Source organism: Streptomyces himastatinicus ATCC 53653, assembly GCF_000158915.1.
In the GTDB taxonomy this organism is placed as follows: Bacteria; Actinomycetota; Actinomycetes; order Streptomycetales; family Streptomycetaceae; genus Streptomyces; species Streptomyces himastatinicus.
Window position 1 is genome coordinate 5,105,435 of sequence record NZ_GG657754.1, and the last position, 17,911, is coordinate 5,123,345.

General features: G+C 72.2%; 21 protein-coding genes and 1 pseudogene. 10 read left to right on the top strand and 12 right to left on the bottom strand.

Features of this window, described 5'->3' with window-relative positions; translation table 11 throughout:
* Together SSOG_RS56185 and SSOG_RS21460 are read right to left on the bottom strand one after the other, a co-directional pair.
* Window positions 1-234: pseudogene (locus tag SSOG_RS56185) on the bottom strand (M56 family peptidase); the annotation flags it as partial.
* 54 nt (window positions 235-288) lie between these two features.
* Window positions 289-684: a BlaI/MecI/CopY family transcriptional regulator gene (locus tag SSOG_RS21460; protein WP_039941470.1), complete on the bottom strand. Its 396-nt coding sequence runs from the start codon at window positions 682-684 to the stop codon at window positions 289-291.
* A gap of 149 nt (window positions 685-833) precedes the next feature.
* On the opposite strand from SSOG_RS21460, the gene SSOG_RS21465 reads away from it, so the two are divergent.
* The 3 genes from SSOG_RS21465 to SSOG_RS21475 are packed head-to-tail and all read left to right on the top strand — an operon-like array spanning window position 834 to window position 3,476.
* Window positions 834-1,409 (top strand): TerD family protein, encoded by a 576-nt coding sequence (locus tag SSOG_RS21465; RefSeq protein WP_009716337.1) that lies wholly within the window; start codon window positions 834-836, stop codon window positions 1,407-1,409.
* A 39-nt stretch (window positions 1,410-1,448) separates the two neighbouring features.
* Window positions 1,449-2,204, top strand: coding sequence for a hypothetical protein (locus SSOG_RS21470; RefSeq protein ID WP_009716338.1), 756 nt, complete (start codon window positions 1,449-1,451; stop codon window positions 2,202-2,204).
* A 33-nt stretch (window positions 2,205-2,237) separates the two neighbouring features.
* A complete protein-coding gene (locus tag SSOG_RS21475) occupies window positions 2,238-3,476 on the top strand; it encodes a hypothetical protein (RefSeq protein WP_154685966.1) in 1,239 nt (412 codons plus the stop codon).
* A 5-nt stretch (window positions 3,477-3,481) separates the two neighbouring features.
* Here SSOG_RS21475 and SSOG_RS21480 read toward each other — a convergent pair whose 3' ends face one another.
* Genes SSOG_RS21480 through SSOG_RS51180 form a run of 3 tightly spaced genes read right to left on the bottom strand, consistent with a single transcriptional unit; the run spans window position 3,482 to window position 4,733 of the window.
* Entirely contained in the window at window positions 3,482-4,195 is a 714-nt protein-coding gene (locus tag SSOG_RS21480) for a DUF899 domain-containing protein (RefSeq protein ID WP_009716340.1), read from the bottom strand.
* Window positions 4,192-4,536 carry a DUF4232 domain-containing protein gene (locus SSOG_RS21485; protein WP_039938277.1) on the bottom strand — a complete coding sequence of 115 codons (345 nt, stop codon included), beginning with the start codon at window positions 4,534-4,536 and terminating at the stop codon, window positions 4,192-4,194. Before SSOG_RS21485 ends, SSOG_RS21480 begins: the two co-directional genes overlap by 4 nt.
* On the bottom strand, window positions 4,533-4,733 hold the full coding sequence (locus SSOG_RS51180) for a hypothetical protein (RefSeq protein ID WP_039938278.1): 201 nt from the start codon (window positions 4,731-4,733) through the stop codon (window positions 4,533-4,535). The genes SSOG_RS21485 and SSOG_RS51180 overlap by 4 nt, the downstream gene beginning before the upstream one ends.
* Before the next feature lie 118 nt (window positions 4,734-4,851).
* On the opposite strand from SSOG_RS51180, the gene SSOG_RS21495 reads away from it, so the two are divergent.
* On the top strand, window positions 4,852-7,011 hold the full coding sequence (locus SSOG_RS21495) for a serine/threonine-protein kinase (RefSeq protein WP_039938280.1): 2,160 nt from the start codon (window positions 4,852-4,854) through the stop codon (window positions 7,009-7,011).
* Here the strand turns inward: SSOG_RS21495 and rpsR are convergent.
* The 4 genes from rpsR to rpmG are packed head-to-tail and all read right to left on the bottom strand — an operon-like array spanning window position 7,008 to window position 8,875.
* A complete protein-coding gene (rpsR, locus tag SSOG_RS21500; protein ID WP_009716343.1) occupies window positions 7,008-7,250 on the bottom strand; it encodes a 30S ribosomal protein S18 in 243 nt (80 codons plus the stop codon). The two genes, SSOG_RS21495 and rpsR, sit on opposite strands and share 4 nt — an antisense overlap.
* Before the next feature lie 31 nt (window positions 7,251-7,281).
* The gene (locus SSOG_RS21505; protein WP_039938282.1) at window positions 7,282-8,451 is read right to left on the bottom strand and encodes a GTP-binding protein; all 1,170 of its coding nucleotides are present in this window, start codon (window positions 8,449-8,451) and stop codon (window positions 7,282-7,284) included.
* Entirely contained in the window at window positions 8,448-8,705 is a 258-nt protein-coding gene (locus SSOG_RS21510; RefSeq protein ID WP_009716345.1) for a type B 50S ribosomal protein L31, read from the bottom strand. The genes SSOG_RS21505 and SSOG_RS21510 overlap by 4 nt, the downstream gene beginning before the upstream one ends.
* A gap of 5 nt (window positions 8,706-8,710) precedes the next feature.
* A complete protein-coding gene (gene rpmG, locus SSOG_RS21515) occupies window positions 8,711-8,875 on the bottom strand; it encodes a 50S ribosomal protein L33 (protein WP_009716346.1) in 165 nt (54 codons plus the stop codon).
* 174 nt (window positions 8,876-9,049) lie between these two features.
* On the opposite strand from rpmG, the gene SSOG_RS21520 reads away from it, so the two are divergent.
* Together SSOG_RS21520 and SSOG_RS21525 are read left to right on the top strand one after the other, a co-directional pair.
* Window positions 9,050-10,444, top strand: a complete 1,395-nt coding sequence (locus tag SSOG_RS21520) for a DUF1996 domain-containing protein (RefSeq protein ID WP_039938284.1) — start codon at window positions 9,050-9,052, stop codon at window positions 10,442-10,444.
* A 140-nt stretch (window positions 10,445-10,584) separates the two neighbouring features.
* Window positions 10,585-12,111, top strand: a complete 1,527-nt coding sequence (locus SSOG_RS21525) for a GMC family oxidoreductase (protein ID WP_009716348.1) — start codon at window positions 10,585-10,587, stop codon at window positions 12,109-12,111.
* A gap of 96 nt (window positions 12,112-12,207) precedes the next feature.
* On the opposite strand, the gene SSOG_RS21530 is transcribed toward SSOG_RS21525, so the two are convergent.
* Window positions 12,208-12,519 (bottom strand): hypothetical protein, encoded by a 312-nt coding sequence (locus tag SSOG_RS21530; RefSeq protein ID WP_039938285.1) that lies wholly within the window; start codon window positions 12,517-12,519, stop codon window positions 12,208-12,210.
* 275 nt (window positions 12,520-12,794) lie between these two features.
* Here SSOG_RS21530 and SSOG_RS21535 point away from each other — a divergent pair, with 275 nt between their 5' ends.
* From SSOG_RS21535 to SSOG_RS57505, 3 genes are all read left to right on the top strand, one after another.
* Window positions 12,795-14,888: a restriction endonuclease gene (locus SSOG_RS21535; RefSeq protein ID WP_039938287.1), complete on the top strand. Its 2,094-nt coding sequence runs from the start codon at window positions 12,795-12,797 to the stop codon at window positions 14,886-14,888.
* 70 nt (window positions 14,889-14,958) lie between these two features.
* Window positions 14,959-15,573: a hypothetical protein gene (locus tag SSOG_RS21540; RefSeq protein WP_039941474.1), complete on the top strand. Its 615-nt coding sequence runs from the start codon at window positions 14,959-14,961 to the stop codon at window positions 15,571-15,573.
* 109 nt (window positions 15,574-15,682) lie between these two features.
* Window positions 15,683-15,808 (top strand): hypothetical protein, encoded by a 126-nt coding sequence (locus SSOG_RS57505; RefSeq protein WP_281048120.1) that lies wholly within the window; start codon window positions 15,683-15,685, stop codon window positions 15,806-15,808.
* A 9-nt stretch (window positions 15,809-15,817) separates the two neighbouring features.
* On the opposite strand, the gene SSOG_RS21545 is transcribed toward SSOG_RS57505, so the two are convergent.
* Window positions 15,818-16,918 (bottom strand): hypothetical protein, encoded by a 1,101-nt coding sequence (locus SSOG_RS21545; RefSeq protein WP_167542502.1) that lies wholly within the window; start codon window positions 16,916-16,918, stop codon window positions 15,818-15,820.
* Between the two features lie 130 nt (window positions 16,919-17,048).
* On the opposite strand from SSOG_RS21545, the gene SSOG_RS21550 reads away from it, so the two are divergent.
* Window positions 17,049-17,480, top strand: coding sequence for an NUDIX hydrolase (locus SSOG_RS21550; RefSeq protein WP_039938291.1), 432 nt, complete (start codon window positions 17,049-17,051; stop codon window positions 17,478-17,480).
* Here the strand turns inward: SSOG_RS21550 and SSOG_RS21555 are convergent.
* A partial coding sequence (locus tag SSOG_RS21555) for a LysR family transcriptional regulator substrate-binding protein (RefSeq protein WP_167542503.1) occupies window positions 17,477-17,911 on the bottom strand: 435 nt, incomplete at its 5' end. The genes SSOG_RS21550 and SSOG_RS21555 overlap by 4 nt on opposite strands.

The window sequence follows — 17,911 nt, forward strand, 5'->3', positions numbered from 1 at the left end:
CAGCGGAGGCGGGCGGCCAGAGACGGGCGGACGACCTCGGGCCCAGCAGCGCGGCCACGCGCCGCGGGACGGGTCCCGGCACGGCGAACCCGTCCGTCCGGCGTCGGGGCGGGCGCCTGCTCCGCACAGCGGGCCCAGCAGGGGGTTCGCCCGCGCCGCCACCTAGGTGGCCAGCAGATAGCGGTGGTGCCGCCCGGCGAGATGGGCTCGCTCATGGGCGATCAGGGCGCGCCGCCGCGCCCGGCGGTGCCGCCGGACCCGTACCGGCGCACCCGGTGACCGCGCGGCTCAGTCGCCACCCGCCTCGCTCAACAGGTCACGCAGCAGCCGCTCGTCATCGGACGTCAGCCCCGTCACGAAACTGGCCAGAACCGCCGACCGGTCGCCCTGGCCGTCCAGGACCCGGCGCATCCGCAGCGCCGCGAGCCCCGCCTCGTCCGATTCGGCCTGCCATACGAACGACCGGCCCGCCCGCTCCCGGGTCACGGCCTGTTTCGCCCGGAGCCGGGACAGGATCGTCATGACGGTGGTGTAGGCGAGATCGCCGTCGAGCCGCTCCTGCACCCAGGCGGCCGTCACCGGGCCGTCCGCCCGCTGGAGCGCGGCCAGCACCTGCGCCTCCAACTCGCCTTGCCCCCGCCGACGGAAGCGCGGATGCGGGTCGTCCTCGCCCTGGTCTCTCACGCCGACTCCCTCCAGCACGCCGCTCACCACCAGCCGTCCGGTGACGGTACCGGGTCATCGACGGCACGCCGCCCATCCGCCAACTTCTACAGTGCTGTAGATTTTCCTGTGTCCGCATCCATCCGCATCCCGTCACCCAGGAGGAGATCGTGGGAGTTTCCCTGTCCAAAGGCGGCAACGTCTCGCTCAGCAAGGAGGCACCGGGCCTGACCGCGGTCCTGGTCGGCCTGGGCTGGGACGTACGGACCACCACCGGTGCCGACTACGACCTCGACGCCAGCGCCCTGCTGTGCGACGAGGCCGGGAAGGTCGCGTCCGACCGCCACTTCGTCTTCTACAACAACCTCACCAGCCCCGACGGTTCGGTCGAGCACACCGGCGACAACCTCACCGGTGAGGGCGAGGGCGACGACGAGTCGATCAAGGTGAACCTGGCGGCGGTCCCCGCCGATGTCACCCGGATCGTCTTCCCCGTCTCCATCCATGACGCCCAGCGCCGCGGCCAGAGCTTCGGCCAGGTCCGCAACGCCTTCATCCGCGTGGTCAACCAGGCCGACCACGCCGAACTGGCCCGCTACGACCTGAGCGAGGACGCCGCGTCCGAGACCGCGATGGTCTTCGGCGAGCTGTACCGCCACGGCGCGGAGTGGAAGTTCCGCGCGGTCGGCCAGGGATACGCCTCGGGCCTGGCGGGCATCGCCGCCGACTTCGGCGTCAACCTCTGACCACCGCCGCGCCCCGCGCCCCGCGCCTGACCTGAGGACATGGACACCGATATGAACGGCACACCACCCGCGTTACGGCCGGAAGACGAACCCGACGTCGAACGGGTGCTGCGGAAGGCGCTGAACACCCCGGAGATCCGTGCGGCCCTGCGGCGGCACGGATCCGCCGGGGGCGCGGCGGCCGAGCGGCTCCGGACGCGGGTCCTCGCCGAACGCACCGGCATCGCCGCGGCCGCCGCCCCCGAGTACGCCGCCTACCTGCGGCAACGCTCAGCGGAAGCCCCCGACGTACGCACCGGCCCGGCGCCCTCCGCCACGGCGGGCATACGCGGCCTGCTGCCCGCGCTCGCGGTCCTGGCACCGGTGCTGGCGGCGGCCGCGACCGCGGTCTTCCTGCTCCTCGGCTCCGTCCTGGGACTCGGCGGCTCGGGGCGCGAACTGGGCGACGCGCTTTTGACCGCGGGGCAGACCGCGGCCGTGGTCACGGCGGTGACGACGGCGTGCGGCGTGGCCTGGCTGCTCAGCACCGCCGCCGCCCACCGCACCCCGGCACCGACCAGCGGCACCCCGGGCGCGGCCGAGGCCCGCGAGGCATGGCGGCGGGCCCTGCTCGAACGGGGCGTCCTGCCGTACCTGCGCGCCGAGTTGCGCCGGACCGAGCCGAACCGGACCGCAGCTCCCGGCCGCCGCCCGCGCCTGGGCTACTCCAGCCCGGATTTCGCGGGCCCCGCATACGAGCCGTACCAGACCACGGGCAAAGAGGGCGATTCACAGAAGAAACCCATACAACCGTAGTCACCAGTCGACGCAGCGAGGCACCATGTGCTCATGCACGGTAACGCAGCGTCCTCGTTGGCCCCTCCGCCGCCTTTTCCCAAGCGACGGAACGCTGTTCTCAGGCTGTACGACGCGCCCCTCTACCGTGACGGGGCGTTCTGGAACACCGTCGTCTGGTGCCTGATCTCCAGCATCTCCATCCCGACCGCGTCGACGACAGAACCGAGCAAGCTGCCCCCGTGGCTGGACAACCTGCTCGCCATCATCGCCATGGTCATCATCTTCGGCGTGGTGCCCGCCTGGATCCGCCTGCTCATCAGGCGCTGGCGGTGGCGCAGGCGCCCTCAGCCGCCCCGGCAGGAGGTTCCGCCGGTACCGCTCCACGCGGCGCCCGTGGGACCGGCGTTACGCGTATCGGCCACGCACCGCGCCGACCCCGCCAGGCCTGTCTCCGAGGTGCCGGCCGACGCGCGGAACACCTTCCCCCACCCCATCGCCCGCGCCCTCCGCGCGCTGCAACAGGCCCCCACGGACAAGGACAGGTACGAGGCGTTACTCGACGCCGCCGAGATCCTCGCCATCACCCTCAGCGTGACCACGGCAGCGCTGCTCCAAGAGGCGGGACAGCGCGATCTGTCCCTGCTCCGCAGGGCCTATTTCGGTAAAGGCGCCATGTTCGGCACGTGGACGACATGGCTCAGAGAACTCCAGCCTCTCGCCGCCGCCCGACCCGATCTGGTCGCCGGGCTCCACCAGGCGCTCGGGGACGGGCCCGACGGCCCGGGAATCGTCACCCACCTCAACGCCCTGCGGGAAGAACGCAACCGGGCCGCCCACGGCGACAAGCCCAAGAGCCAGCCCGAGTCCGCACTGCGCGTGGCCGAGGGCACGCATCACCTCGAACGCGCCCTGGCCAAGGCACAGTTCCTGAAGGCCACTCCCTGGCTGTTCACGGTCTCGTGCGTCTACCGTCCGAGGTCACGGGATTTCGAGGTCGTCGCGAAGGACGCGACGGGCGACCACCCGGACTTCGAACGCCGGACGTTCACCTGGGAGCATCCCGTCGGCATCGACATGTTCTATGTCCACGGCCCGGAAGGGCCCGTCCCGCTCTCCCCCTTCGTGGCCGACCTCTTCTGCCCGCAATGCCGGCAGATGGAGGTTTCGTACGCCTACAAGGCCCACAAGGGCAACAGGACCGCGACGTTCAAGAGTTTCGGGCGGGGACACGACATCGCCGCTCCGGACCTGGTGGACGACCTTCTCTCGCTTCCCGACCAGCGCGGCTGAGCCGGTCAGCGCGGGCCGCGGCGGGTCTGGGCGATCCATTCCGGGGCCGGTTCGGTCTCGCCGTAGGCGTCGTGCCAGTTCCACCATTCGTACGGCGGGGTCTGGGGGTAGCCCTCGGGGGAGTTCTCCCAGGTTTCCTGCCGTCCGAGGGCGGTCATGTCGAGGTAGCTCCAGGTGCTGCCGAGCGCCTCGTCGCCGCGGGCGTTGATGAGGTAGGTGCGGAACACGCGGTCGCCGTCGCGGATGAAGGCGTTCGTGCCGTGCCACTGGTCCACGTCGAAGTCGGCATCGAAATCGTCGGTGATCGTGTACCAGGGCATCGTCCAGCCCATGCGCGCCTTCAGTTCCTCGATGTTCTGCCGCGGCGCGCGCGAGGCGAAGACCAGGGTGGTGTCGCGGACGTTCAGATGGGTGAGGTCGCCGACGTGGTCGGCCACCATGGAGCAGCCTCGGCAGGCGTGGTCGGGCCAGCCGAAGACGCCGGGTTCGTAGAAGGCGCGGTAGACGATCAGCTGACGGCGTCCCTTGAACAGGTCGAGCAGGCTGACCTTGCCCTCGGGCCCTTCGAACGCGTACTCCTTCTCCACCGCCACCCACGGCATGCGACGGCGCTTGGCGGCCAGGGCGTCATGGGCGTGGGTCAGCTGCTTCTCCTCCACCAGCAGCTCCTGGCGCGCCTCCTCCCACTCCTGCGGCGAAACGATCGGGGGTGTCCTCATGGCGATGCGCCCCTTCCCATCCGGCGGTCCGCGCCCCCTACGTCCAGGGTCGGACGCCCGGGGCGTGGGCGCACCCCGAGCGACAAGCCCCAGGCCAGAGGCCACGGCGGGTAGGTGAGGGTGAAGCGGATCTCCTCGCCGGGCTTGACGCTGACCTTCTCCGGGGTGAGGTCGCTGCGCTCGGCGCTGACCGAGCCGTCCTTGCTCTTCAGGTCGACGCCGGGGAAGCCCTGGAGGGTGCAGGTGGCGGACCCCTCCATCACCCGGTCCCGCAGATCGCGCAGACGTCGGAAGGCGTCCTCCGAGGCCGCCACCACGGCGTCGGGCGCCGTGATGGTCATCTGGTGGCGCAGGCCGATGCACGGCCCGAACGCCTCCCGGGCCCGAGGCACGCCAGATAGTCGCCGTACAGCGTGCGGCGCGTCTCCAACTCCCGGTCCCGGCGCTCCCGTTGCCAGCGGCGGCGGTCCAGGAGCAGCGCGGAGCCCGTCGCGATTCCGGCGCCGACCACCGTGCTGGCCAGAGTGATCCACTCCATGGGCCCGACGGTATACGGCGATGGCGCGCCCGGGCCCGTGTGCGCCGGGGTTGGGGGGTCGGCACCTAATGTAGGGGGCTGGTACGGCGGTTGGCGTAGCGGAAAGGGAGGATCGGCGATGCCGCTCAGCACCGATGATCCGACGTCCATAGGCGGCTACGCCCTGCTCGACCGGCTCGGTTCGGGCGGTATGGGGGTCGTCTACCTGGGGCGGTCGGCCTCGGGTCGGCAGGTCGCGGTCAAGCTCGTGCACGCGCAGTACACGCAGGACGAGGAGTTCCGGACCCGCTTCCGGCAGGAGATCACGGCGGCGCGCAAGGTCAGCGGGGCGTTCACCGCTCCGGTGGTGGACGCCGATCCGGAGGCCGAGCGGCCGTGGATGGCCACGCAGTACGTGCCGGGGCCCACCCTCGCCGATGTGGTGCGGGACGGCGGGCCGCTGGGCGGGCGGGAGTTGCGGACGCTGGGGCTGGGGCTCGTCGAGGCGCTGCGGGACATCCACCGGGCCGGGGTGGTGCACCGGGATCTGAAACCGGCCAACATCCTCATGGCCGAGGACGGGCCGCGCGTCATCGACTTCGGCATCTCGCGGGCCGCCGACAACCAGACCCTCACCCTCACCGCCGGGCGGGTGCTCGGCACGCCGCGCTTCATGTCGCCGGAGCAGCTGCGCAATCCGCGGGAGGTCACCGCGGCCTCGGACGTGTTCTCGCTGGGGGCGCTGCTGGTGTACTCGGCCATCGGCATCGGGCCGTTCGACGCCGAGAGCCCGTATCTGTCGGGGTACCAGGTGATGTACGAGCCGCCGACGCTGGACGGCGTACCGGACCCCCTGCGCAAGCTCGCCAAGCGGTGCCTGGACAAGGACGAGGCCGCGCGGCCGGGCCTGGACGAGGTGCACCGCATGCTCGACGTGCTGCCGGACTTCGGCGCCGCCGCTCCCCCGGAGGATGCCCCCACCCGGGCGGAGTCCCCGCCTCCGCGGCCGGCAGGGGCCGGTCGGAAGCGCCGGAAGCGGCTGATCCTCATCGGCGTCGGCGCCCTGGCCGCCGCCGGGCTGGTCGCGAGCCTGACCCGTACCCTGGGCACCGACCCGCCCCCGTACCGCCCCGCCGCGTCCGCCACCGCCGACGCGGGGCAGGTGTCCCTGCCCGAGGACTGGCGCCCGTGGCGGACGACGCTGCGGTTCGAGGGCCCGCTGCCCCCGCTCGTGTACCAGGACGCCGCGTGCGTACCGGACCGCGGCACCGACCTGTACTGCGGCGGCAAGGGCTTCACCGTCGCCAAGGTCGACGCCGCCACCGGCAAGGTCCGGTGGCGCAGCGGCACCCGGCCGCAGGACGCGCGCCCCATCGGGGTGCGGGACGAAACCGTCTACACCTACTCCGAGCCCGAGAACGAGGACCGCCGGGTGGTGGCGCTGGACACCGGCACCAGGAAGGAGCGGTGGTCACACACGATCAGCGGGTCGGCGTCGGTGCGCCTGTTCCGCGGCGGGCTGCTGACGCTGTCGGCGGACGGCCGTCAGCTCGTCGCCTACGGGGCCTCGGGGCGCCGGCTGTGGCAGTCGCCCGCGAAGGAGGGGCAGTTCTGCGAACCGGCGACGCCGGTCCCGTCCGGCGTTCCGTACGTCCTGTGCTCGCCCCTCACCTCGTCCGGGCTGAGCGCCGAGGGCCCGTACAGCCTGCTGCGGCTGGACCCCTCCGACGGTACGCAGCGCACCCTCGCGACACTCCCCCGGAAGGCGCTGCACCTCGGCTCCGTCGACGGGGCGCCCGTCTTCCTCGCGCCGCAGACCGCGAAGGAGGTGTACGAGGCCGGGTACGAGCGTCCGTACAACGCGCTGCTCCGGGTGGATCCGCGCACCGGCGACACCGAGCGGATCCCGCTGCGGGACCCCCTGCGCGGCACGGCCACCCTCCTGAACGGGGTCGTCTACGCCGTCCGCACCAACGGGACCGTCACCGCGGTCTCGGCGCGCAGCGGCAAACAGCTGTGGCAGCGGGAGACGGAGACGGAGAACCTGTCCGCGCCCGTGGAGTCGACGCGGCACGGCAGGCTCTACTTCGCCAACCGCTTCGGCCGTCTGCTGGCGCTGGACAGCAAGACCGGGACGGAGGCGTGGCGCACCGCCGCGCTGGCCGACCCCGGGGACACGGCGCAGGAGCGGCCACCGTCCGTGGTGCTCGTCAAGGACGCGATCGTGGCGATGGCCGGGGACACGGTGTTCTCCGTACGCCCGGACCGGCCGAAGGTCCCCGAAGCGGACTCTCCTTAGCGGGAACCGTAGGGGATCAGGGCCATTTCGCGGGCGTTCTTGATGGCGCGGGCGATCTGCCGCTGCTGTCGCCGGGTCACATGGGTCACCCGGCGGCTGCGGATCTTGCCGCGGTCGGAGATGAACTTCCGCAGCAGGTCGGTGTCCTTGTAGTCGACGTAGGTGATGCCCGCGGCGTCCAGCGGGTTGGCGCGGCGGCGCCGGGGGTCGGGGCGCCCGGAGGCGCGGCGGGAGGGCATGGGGTGTCCTTCCGTATGGGATCAGGGGTGGTCAGGCGACCGGGTCGAGGAGGTAGTCGAAGGCGTGCGGCAGGTGCTTCCAGCCGTCCGGGCCCGCCGCGTACTCGTCGTCGGTGAGCAGGCAGGAGTCGAGCAGGGCCAGCAGGCCGTCGCGGTCGAGACCCGGGGACGTGAAGGTGAGGTGCTGGCAGCGGTCGCCGTGTTCCGGGTGCCAGTCCAGGGAGGCCGCGACGCGGCGTTCGGCGGGGACCATCTCCCAGGCGGCGTCCGGGAGGGCTGCCAGCCAGGGCCCGGCGGACTCCACGCAGAGCGCGCCGCCCGCGGCGTCCCACGCGAGGAGGGAATCGGGCCGGTCGGCCAGCCAGAAGCGGCCCCGACTGCGGGCCGCGGCGCAGGTCAGGTCCTCCAGCGCGGCGTAGAGACGGCCAGGGTGGAAGGGACGCCTCCGCCGCCAGACGAGGGTGGACACGCCGTGTTCGTCGGCGTCCTGGGGCAGCAGGGCGCACGCCGGGTGCTGACGGGCGGCCGCCGCCTCGATGTCGAAGCCCCGCAACAGGGCGGCTCCGAGCACCCCGTCATCGAGTCGTACCTGCCCGGCGCCGGGGGTGAGTTGGGTGAGCAGGGCGTGGTCGGCGTCGTCGGCGGGCTCGTCCGGTGCGCTGTTCTCGGCGACGGCGATCAGCGTCGGGTACTCCAGCTGACGGGCGAAGGTGTCCGCCACGGTGCGCTGGTCGGTCGGGGCGGCGGCGAGCCCGGTGTCGGCCAGGTCGTCGCCGTTGGCGAGGTACGGCACGATCAGCGCCGGGTCCACCGCGGTGGCCACCCCGGTCAGCGCCAGGGGCGCGCCCTCGGCGGCGATGACCGCGGCCATGGCCTGCGGTTCGACGGAATCCCACAGCTCGACCACGGCCAGCCGGTGGCCGCCGCCCGCGGCCAGCCGCAGCAACTCGGGGACCAGGTCCTCGCGCAGGGCGCAGCACGCGCAGTCGTTCACCAGCGGCGCCTCGCCGCTGCCGAGCGGGCCGGTGGCGTCCCGTACGGTGCGGTGCACCGCGCGGTCGGTCGCGGCCGACAGGTCGTGGTGCAGCGCGACGGCGCCGGGCACCGTGCGCAGGATCTCCTCGACGGCGGCGCGGCGGGCATCGGCGTGCAGCCCGGCCACGACCGCGACGGCCAGCCGGGGCTCGTCCTCGCCGCTCATCGGGCGCCCCGCCCCGGTCCGTAGCGCCGCTCGAAACGCTCCACGCGGCCCGCGGTGTCCATGATCCGCTGGGTGCCGGTGTAGAAGGGGTGGCTCGCCGAGGAGACCTCGACGTCGATGACCGGGTAGGTGCGGCCGTCCTCCCACTCGACGGTCTTGTCGCTGGTGGCCGTGGAGCGGGTCAGGAAGGCGAAACCGGCGGCGCGGTCGCGGAAGACGACCGGCTCGTACGCGGGGTGGATGCCGGGCTTCATGGCGGTCAGCGCTCCTCTCGGAAGTCGACGTGGCGGCCCACGACCGGGTCGTACTTGCGCAGGACCATCCGGTCGGGGTCGTTTCGGCGGTTCTTGCGGGTCACGTAGGTGTAGCCGGTGCCGGCGGTGGACCTCAGCTTGATGATCGGGCGTAGTTCGTTCCGGGCCATGGCGCACAGCGTACACGCTATTGGTTTTCATTTTCATCTACGGGTTCCGAGGGGCCGCCGAGGGTCTTCCAGGGGCCGCTTCCCGCCATACCTTCATCCACTACGGCCGCCGATGAGCGGAACCGCCCCGGTTTTCGTATCGCGGTATGACAACTACCAATGAGGGGCGTAGTGATGAGGTACAAGAAGAGACACAAGCGGTCACGCGTACTCGTCGTGTCCGTCGTCGGTGTCGCGGCCCTGGCGGTCGGCGGCGGCGCGCTGCTGATGACCGACAACAATGCTTCGGCCGGTCAGTCCCCCAACCGGACCGAGGCCGCCCGACAATCCTCGATGACCATCCAGTGCCCCGACGTCGCCACCCGGCTGTCGAACGTGCCGCAGAAGGCACGGCCCACCGTGGACAAGGAACTGGCGAAGCTGGACACCCAGGTCGCCGACGCCTACAAGCAGCTCTCCGCACAGGGCACCAAGGCCGCCGACCAGCAGTGGGTGCGTACCCGCGTCCTGGAGCCGCTGTCGTCCCAGCGCCGCAGCGCCCTGAGCCGCATCTCCACCACGATGGGCAAGGGCTCGCAGCAGGCGTCCGGGCTGGACTCGATGGCCTCCTGCACGGTCAAGCAGGGCGAGGTGAACGCCGCGGCGGCCCCGGCAGCCGCACCGGCGGCGGCCGGCGGGTCCCAGGCGTCCGGCCCCCAGAAGGCCGACTTCGTGGACATCCGGAAGGTGCAGCCGAACGTCAAGAACCCCCGTAAGCAGGCAGGCGCCTCCAAGGGCACCTTCTCCTCGCGCTGCGGACGCAACGAGAACAAGAAGTTCAACTCCGACAACGTCATCGTCGCCCCCGGCGTGAGCAACGGCGCCCACCACATGCACGACTACGTGGGCAACCAGAAGAACGACGCCTTCGCCACCGACCAGGTCCTCGCCACCGCGACCACCTCCTGCACCAACGGCGACCGCTCCACCCACTACTGGCCCGTACTGCGCCTGCGCGACGGCAAGAACGAGAAGGACGCGGGCGCCCCGGGCGGCGGCACCGAGGGCAACATCGGCACCATCCTCCAGCCCACCTCCGTCCAGCTCACCTTCCGCGGCAGCGCGGTCGGCAAGGTCACCGCGATGCCGAAGTTCCTGCGCATCATCACCGGTGACGCCAAGGCCTTCACCAACGGCACGGCCAACGCCAACGCCTCCTGGAGCTGCACCGGATTCGAGAACCGCCAGCTCAAGGACAAGTACCCGCTGTGCCCCAAGGGCAGCAACGTGGTGCGCACGTTCAAGTTCCAGAGCTGCTGGGACGGCCGCAACGCCGACAGCGCCAACCACCGCACCCACGTCGCCTTCGCCGGAGCCAACGGCGCCTGCGGCAAGGGCTTCAAGGCCATCCCGGCCCTGACCCAGCGCATCACCTACAAGATCGCGCCGAACAAGGTCTTCGCGGTGGACAGCTTCCCCGAGCAGCTGCACAAGCCGGTCACGGACCACGGCGACTTCATCAACGTGATGTCCAACTCGCTCATGAAGCAGGCCGTGAAGTGCATCAACAGCGGCCGTAAGTGCGGCTGACGCACGCCCGCACCGCCGGACCGGCCCGGCAGGATGGCTGCCCCCATCCTGCCGGGCCCTCTCATGTCTGCGGTTTCCCCAAACTCCCTGGTCACCTAGGGTTTTGATGAAACGGCAGCAAACTGAGGGGGCATGCCACCATGGCGTCGACGCCAGGTGCCGAGCACGACTACGTGATCGTCGGGGCGGGGTCTTCCGGGAGCGTGATCGCGCGGCGGTTGCTGGATCGGGGGCATTCGGTCCATGTCATCGAGGCGGGGCCGGCCGATGAGGACGAGCGGGTGCACAGCCCGCAGGGCTGGCCAATGCTGCTCCAGTCCGAGCTGGACTGGGCGGCCATGACCGAGCCGCAGCGGCACGCGGGCGGCCGGCGGCTGTACTGGCCGCGGGGCAAGGTGCTGGGCGGCAGCAGCTCGCTCAACGGGATGATCTACGTACGCGGGCACCGCAGCGACTACGACGCGTGGGCCTACCAGGGCTGTACCGGGTGGGACTGGGACAGTGTGTTCCCGCTGTTCAAGCGGTCCGAGAACCATATGGACGGGGCGAGCGAGTGGCACGGCGGCGACGGGCCGCTGCCGGTCAGCCGGATCGCCGAACCGCATCCCACGGCCGCCGCGTTCGTCGACGCCGCGATGGCGCTGGGGCATCCGCTGACCGAGGACTTCAACGGTGAGCGGATGACCGGCGTCGGCTTCAACCACACCACCACCCGCGACGGGCGCCGCATGAGCGCCTGGCAGAGCTTCATGGCGCCCGTGGTGGACCATCCGAAGCTGACCGTCACCACCGGGGCCCGGGTGCACCGGGTGCTGCTGGAGGACGGCCGCGCGACCGGGGTCGAGTACGCGGCGGACGGCGCCCTCCACCGCGCTCGCGCCGCCTCAGAGGTGGTGCTGAGCGGCGGGGTGATCGGCTCGGCCGCGCTGCTGCTGCTCTCCGGGATCGGCCCGGCCGCGCATCTGCGCGACGTCGGCGTCGAGGTGGCCGTGGACCTGCCCGGGGTCGGCGAGAACCTGCACGACCACCCGCTGGTCAGCAATGTGTACGAGGCGACGCGCCCGCTGCCGCCCGGTACGGCGAACCTGCTGGAGAGCCAGCTGTTCGCGAGCACCGACCCGCGCCGTCCGGGCCCCGACCTCCAGCCGCTCTTCCTGCACCTGGTCTATCCGGCCGAGTCGTACGAGATGCCGGAGCACGGCTACACCCTGGCCGCCGGGATCGTCCGCCCGCTGTCGCGCGGCACCCTGCGGCTGGCCTCGGCCGACCCCGAGGCGGCGCCGCTGCTGGACCCGAACATCCTGGCCGAGCGGTACGACATGGAGGCCATGGTCGACGCGGTCGAGATCTGCCGCGAGATCGGCGCCCACGCCGCCTTCGACGACTGGCGCAAGGCCGAGGCCGCCCCGGGTCCGGAGGCCCGTACGCGGGAGGACCTGCGGGAGTTCGTGCGGCGCGCGGTCGGCACGTACCACCACCAGGTGGGCACCTGCAAGATGGGGCAGGACTCCCTCGCCGTCGTCGACCCGGAGCTGCGGGTGTACGGCGTGGCGGGGCTGCGGGTCGCGGACGCCTCGATCATGCCGTCGATCTCGTCGGGCAACACCAACGCCCCGTCGATCATGATCGGTGAGAAGGCCGCCGATCTGCTGACCGCCGCCGGGTGAACGAGCGGACGGCGGTGGCCGACCGCCGCGAGGAGGCCCGCGCCGACGCGGTCGTCCCTGCCGTGCGGGCGCTGCCGGCGCCGGTCACCGCGTCTGTCACCGGGCGGCGTTCCTCGCCAGCTCGACGGCTGCCTTCAGCGACAGCTCGGGCTTGGCGACACGCAGCGCCTTGGTCGCCTGGACCTCCTTGCTGGGGTCGATCCCGGCCTGAGCGATCACGCTCCTGGCCCACTCGACCTCGATGGCCGCGTCCTCCTCGGGGATCTGTGCGATCAGGTCCAGGGCGTGCCGCAGCCCCGGGGCCAGCTCCGGATCGGCGTCGGCGAGCGCCTCCTCGATGGCGGCGCGGGCCACGTCGAGGTCGTGGATGACGGTGAGCCCGCTGTTGCGGGTGCCGAAGATGGACATGGTGTTCTTCCTCCTCTGTCGGGGACGGTCACCAGGGGCCGAGTCGACCTGCGCGGCGATGTACCTGGCGAACAGCAGCACTTCAGGGTGCCAGGCGGCGTCCTCGGCGGCGTGAGGTAGTTCGTACGACGTGCGGAAGGGCCCCGGACCCACCGGTCCGGGGCCCTTGGTCTGCGCTGGGACGGTGGGGGGAGCGGCCACTAGAATCGGGGCGTCACCGCTGGTTGGGGGCCGGTGGGTGCGGGTCGGCCCGGTGGGCCAGGGGGGAGTCGTACATGAGCCGTCGCTCCGGTCGTTCCAGCGGCCTGATCAACCTGTGGGCCGAGGCGCAGCGGCAGCGCGAGGCGCAGGAGCGGGCGCGGGCGCAGCGGGAGCGGGACGAGGAGCGCCGGGCGCGGGCCGCCGAGCGGGCGCGGGCGCGCGATCAGCGGGAGCGGCAGGCGGCGTACCGGCGGCAGCGCGAGGCGGACGCGCGGCGGCGTACCGAGGAGCTGGAGGCGCGGGTCGAGGCGCTGGGGTCGCTGCTGGTGGACGGGTGCCGGGCGGCGCCGTTCGACCCGGCCGGGCTCGAACGGCCCGAGCGGGTCGAGCCGTTCGACGCGGGCGCGCTCGCCCACCCCGTACCGATGCCGGACCAGCGGCACTACCAGCCGCAGGGCGGCTGGGGCTTCGGGTCCGGGCGGCGGGAGCGGGAAGAGGCGCGGGAGCGGTACGAGCGGGACTGGCGGGCCGCGCAGGCCGCCGAGGCCGAGCGGGTGCGGCGGCTGGACGCGTACCACCGGCAATACGAGCGGTGGGCCGCGCAGCAGCTCGCGGAGATACGGCGGCACAACGAGGGCGTGGCGGACCTGGTCGCCGAGGTGCGGGCCGGTGATCCCGACGCGGTCGTGGAGTACTTCACGGCGGCGCTCTACCACACCGCGTATTCCTCGTACTCCTCCCCTGTGTGGCCCGACGGCCTCCCCCGCGAGGTGTCCGCCGCGTACGACCCGGCCGCGCGCCAGCTCGTCCTGGACTGGGAGCTGCCGCGCTACGACATCGTGCCGGAGGTCAAGTCGGTGCGGTACATGTACAACGCGGACGAGGACCGGGAGACGGCGCGCTCCGCCACGCAGCGCCGGGCCCTGTACCGGGACGTGCTCGCGCAGTGCGTACTGCTGGCGCTGCGCGACCTGTTCGCGGCGGACGGGTCCGGGGCGCTGGAGTCGGTCGCGCTGAACGGGTTCGTGGACGACCACGATCCGGCGACCGGCCACCGGGCCCGGATCGTCCTGGCAACCGTCACGGTGACGCGTACCGCCTTCGCCGCACTGCGGCTGGAGCAGGTGAGCGCGGTGGACTGCCTGGTCGACGGCGTCCGCGGCCGCCTCTCCACGCGCCCCGACCAGCGCGCCGCCGTGACGCCCGGGCGGACTCCGGACGACGTCGGCTCCGGCCTCCTCACCCAGGGCGGGGGCGACGAGCCGGATCTGCACGCGATGGATCCGATCGACTTCGAGTCGCTGGTCGCGGACCTCTTCCGGGCCATGGGCATGCGGGCCGTGACGACCCGGCGCTCGAACGACGGCGGGGTGGACGTGGAGGCGGTGGACCCCGCGCCGATCCGGGGCGGCCGGATCGTGGTGCAGGTGAAGCGCTACCGCGGCACGGTGCCGCCGACGGCAGTGCGCGATCTGTACGGCACGGTCCAGGACAGCGGCGCGAACAAGGGCGTCCTGGTCACCACCTCGCGGTTCGGCCCCGGCTCGCACACGTTCGCCCACGGGAAGCCGCTGGAGCTGGTGTCCGGGGCGGAGCTGGTCGACCTGCTGCACCGGCACGGGCTGCGGGGGCGGCTGGGCGACGGCGCCGCCGCCGGTTCCGCCTCGCCCTCTCCTGACGTGCCCGACCACAACGTGCTGGGCATGTCCTGGACGGGCGAGGTCGCCCTCGACGTCTGCGCCCTCGTCTGCGACGGCGACCGGGTGCTGAGCGACGACCACTTCGTCTTCTTCAACAACCCCCGCACCCCCGACGGCACCGTCCGCGCCCTGCCCGCCACCGCGCCCGACCGGGCGGCGGTCCGCGTCGCCTTCGACGCCCTGCCGCCCGAGGCCGACCGCCTCGTCCTCGCCGCGGCCGTCGACCCCGAGGTCGACCCCGGAGCGGACCTGGCCGGTTTCACCGACGCCCGGATACGGCTCCTGGACGCCACCGGTGCCGAAGTCGGCCAACTGGAGGTCTCCGACGGCCGCCCCGGCGAAACCGCCCTGGTCCTCGGCTCCTTCCGGCGCCGTGCCAACGGCGACTGGGACTTCGTGATCGGCGGCAAGGGCTACCCGGGCGGGCTGGAGGCGCTGGTGCGGGAGTACGGCATCGACGTCGCGTGATCGTGACACGTGGCGGAACACTCGGGGAGTGGGTGTCGCGGGCACAGCTTCATCCGACATACTGCCGGGCGTGGAGCAGCGCATAGGTCCGATCATCCCGCCCGTACCCGCCGCCGGGACCGATCCGGGGCACATCCCCGGCCTGACGCCCCCGCGCCCGGATGAGACCGAGGAGGTGACCGCGGAGGCGAAGACGGCCACGGAGGCCCCGGAAGAGGCCCCGGAGAAGGCCGCCGACCAGCCCGTGGACGAGGCTGCCGAGGCCGCGGAGGCCGAAGCAGACACGGAGGAGGCGGAAGCCGAGGCCGACAAGCCGGAGAAGCAGGCCGAGGACGCCGACGAGGCCGAGGACAAGGACGAGGCCGAGGCCGAGGCGGACGCCGAAGCCGAGCCCGAGGACGGGCCGGTCTTCGAGGTCTCCGACCGCCGCGGTTCGATCACCGCCGGGCACTCCGGTGTCGCCTTCCAGCTGGACGGCGAGAACGCCGAGTTCTCCTGGGACGAGATCGGCGCGGTGGAGATCGACACCCCTCGCTTCGGCCGCCGCTTCAGCGTCACCGTCTACACCACCGCCCAGCGCTGGTACGCCGCCGACGTCGACGCCCCGGCCCGCGGCGCCCTCAAGGAGTGGACGACGAAGCTGGACGAGGTCCTGGACGCCTACTTCGAGGACGCCTCCTCGTAAACCGTCCGCCGTCGTTGTCGTCGGAAGCCGCTGGGGCCCATACGCCCAGCTCGGCTGGGTAGGCCCCCTGCGGAACCACTTCCGTCACGCGCCGAACGACAAGGACTCCATGACCGACTCACCGGCCTGTTCCTCCTGCGGATCGACCGCTCCCCAGGAGGAACTCGTCCCGTACGCCCGGAGGTTCGGCAGCACGTCCTGCGGGCTGATCCAGTGGTACACCCGCAAGGAATGAGCAACAGACTTACGGCACGCGCCAGCCGAACTGGTGGGCGCCCCTGCCCTCGCCCTTGAAGGTGACCGCCACCGGCTGGTCGCCCTCGGGCAGCATGTGGACGGAGCACATGGTGAGCGAGGACTTCGGCTTCAGCCGGGTGTGGGCGACGGCGCTGCGGCAGGTTCCGACGCCGTTGCCCGGGGTGGAGAAGTCCATGAACGTCATCGGCTGGATCTGCTGTCCGCCCGCGGTGCTGACCCCGACGCCGTCCTGCATGGTGGGCAGCAGCACGCGGGTGCCGGTGTTCCGGTAGCGGAGGGTGACGTAGTACGGGGTCATCTTCTTCTGGGCGGCGCTCAGTTGGAAGCGGCTGAGGTCCCCGGTGTCGCCCTTGCGCATACCGGTCAGGGTGACGGTCATGGGGACGTCGCGGTTGTCGTCCTGCCACATGGCGTCGGCGGACTGGCCGACCGACATCAGGCCGTTGGTGCCCGCGTAGCCCTCGCCGTCGCCGATCTTCCACATCAGGGCGCCGTTCGCCTCGTCGGTGTAGGAGACGATCGCGGGCGTCCGGTCCTTGGGCAGCATGACGATCTGGCACGCCTCGGCCGTACTCCCCGGGGGCAGGGTCGCGGGAGCCCCCTTGTCGCACTCCTTGGGCACGCCCGACTCGGTGGCCAGGGGGTTCATGTTCATCAGGGTGATCGGGCGGCCGGGGGTTCCGTCGGCGAGGGTGATCGTGAAGTTGTTCTCCGGGTCGGGCCGGTTCAGCGTCTCCTTGCCGGTGTTGGTGAAGGAGACGGTGAGGTAGAAGGGCACCATCCCGTCGACGTCGCCGTCGAGCCGGACCCGCTCGAGGTCCGACTGCTTGCCCTGGACCAGCCGCTTGGGCGCCACCTTCAGCTGCCGCGTCCGGTCCCGGTCCGTCCAGGCGGCCTTCTTCGCGCCCGTCTCCATCGGCACCGACGGCGCGGAGGCGCTCGGCTTCTCGTCCGGCTTCTTCGCGGCGTCCGCCGTCCCGCCGCCCCCGGTGTCGCTGCCGCCGCCGCACCCGGTGACGAGCAGCGCTCCGGCGATCGCACCGGCCATCCTCATGCGTATCCGCATGTGTCCCCCGTTGTTCTCCATGTGCCGTGATGGCCCGCCGTACCATCCCTGGCGGGCTGCCGACAGAGTAGAAGACGCGGGACCCGGGCTGTCCCCCAGGGACTTGGGCTACCGTGAGGGCCGCCGCAGCCAGTCGAGAGGGCCGAGGAACGTGACCGTGGACCGCCCGCACAAAGTGAACGTCGCCGGTGTCATCGTCGACGAGCGGGACCGGGCGCTGCTGATCAAGCGCCGGGACAGCAGCACGTGGGAGCCGCCGGGCGGGCGGCTGGACCCGGACGAGACGATCCCCGACGCCCTGCGGAGCGAACTGCTGGAGGAGACCGGCGTCAAGATCGCGCTTCCGGCGGCCCTCACCGGCGTCTACAAGGACATGAACGGCCTGGCCGTGTCCCTCGTCTTCCGCTGCCGGGCCCTCGACGGTACGCCCGCCACCGGCCCCCGCACCCGGGCCTGGCGCTGGGCGACCCGCGCGGAGGTGCCCGACCTGGCGTCCGAGGCGTACGCGGCGCGCATCCTGGACGCGCTCGACACCGCCGCCCCGCCCGCCGTCCGCGCCCACGACGGCGTGCGACTGCTCTAGCCGCCTTCCGGGATGAGGCCGGCCAGTTCGGTGGCGACCGCCTGGGCGGCCGGGCTGATCCAGCGGCGGCGGGCCCGGGTCAGCTGGACCGGGACCGGGGAGATCTCGGGGCCGTGGACCTCGGCCAGGGCGCCCTCGGCCAGCTGGCGTACGACCGTGGCCCGCGGCAGCAGGGTGAGGCCCAGCCCGGCGGCGACGCAGGAGCGGGCGGCCTCGATGCTGCCGAAACGGGTGAGCCGGGGCGGTGGGCCGGGGACGGTGCGGAGGGTGCGCACCAGGTGGTCGCTGTACGTACAGCCCTCCTCGTGGACGAAGAAGTTCTGCCGGGCCAGCTCGGCCCAGCCCACGGTGCGGCCCGCGAACGGATGGTCCGGGGCGGAGAGGTAGACGAGGGGCTCGCGGGCGATGAGGCGGGCGCTGAGGTCGGCGTG

Bases quoted from the DNA above. Each gene is read 5' to 3' on its own strand.
- SSOG_RS21470 (WP_009716338.1), top strand. From the start codon at position 1,449: ATGGACACCGATATGAACGGCACACCACCCGCGTTACGGCCGGAAGAC.
- SSOG_RS21475 (WP_154685966.1), top strand. From the start codon at position 2,238: ATGCACGGTAACGCAGCGTCCTCGTTGGCCCCTCCGCCGCCTTTTCCC.
- SSOG_RS21480 (WP_009716340.1), bottom strand. From the start codon at position 4,195: ATGAGGACACCCCCGATCGTTTCGCCGCAGGAGTGGGAGGAGGCGCGC.
- SSOG_RS21485 (WP_039938277.1), bottom strand. From the start codon at position 4,536: ATGACCATCACGGCGCCCGACGCCGTGGTGGCGGCCTCGGAGGACGCC.
- SSOG_RS51180 (WP_039938278.1), bottom strand. From the start codon at position 4,733: ATGGAGTGGATCACTCTGGCCAGCACGGTGGTCGGCGCCGGAATCGCG.
- SSOG_RS21495 (WP_039938280.1), top strand. From the start codon at position 4,852: ATGCCGCTCAGCACCGATGATCCGACGTCCATAGGCGGCTACGCCCTG.
- rpsR (WP_009716343.1), bottom strand. From the start codon at position 7,250: ATGCCCTCCCGCCGCGCCTCCGGGCGCCCCGACCCCCGGCGCCGCCGC.
- SSOG_RS21505 (WP_039938282.1), bottom strand. From the start codon at position 8,451: ATGAGCGGCGAGGACGAGCCCCGGCTGGCCGTCGCGGTCGTGGCCGGG.
- SSOG_RS21510 (WP_009716345.1), bottom strand. From the start codon at position 8,705: ATGAAGCCCGGCATCCACCCCGCGTACGAGCCGGTCGTCTTCCGCGAC.
- rpmG (WP_009716346.1), bottom strand. From the start codon at position 8,875: ATGGCCCGGAACGAACTACGCCCGATCATCAAGCTGAGGTCCACCGCC.
- SSOG_RS21520 (WP_039938284.1), top strand. From the start codon at position 9,050: ATGAGGTACAAGAAGAGACACAAGCGGTCACGCGTACTCGTCGTGTCC.
- SSOG_RS21525 (WP_009716348.1), top strand. From the start codon at position 10,585: ATGGCGTCGACGCCAGGTGCCGAGCACGACTACGTGATCGTCGGGGCG.
- SSOG_RS21530 (WP_039938285.1), bottom strand. From the start codon at position 12,519: ATGTCCATCTTCGGCACCCGCAACAGCGGGCTCACCGTCATCCACGAC.
- SSOG_RS21535 (WP_039938287.1), top strand. From the start codon at position 12,795: ATGAGCCGTCGCTCCGGTCGTTCCAGCGGCCTGATCAACCTGTGGGCC.
- SSOG_RS57505 (WP_281048120.1), top strand. From the start codon at position 15,683: ATGACCGACTCACCGGCCTGTTCCTCCTGCGGATCGACCGCTCCCCAG.
- SSOG_RS21545 (WP_167542502.1), bottom strand. From the start codon at position 16,918: ATGGAGAACAACGGGGGACACATGCGGATACGCATGAGGATGGCCGGT.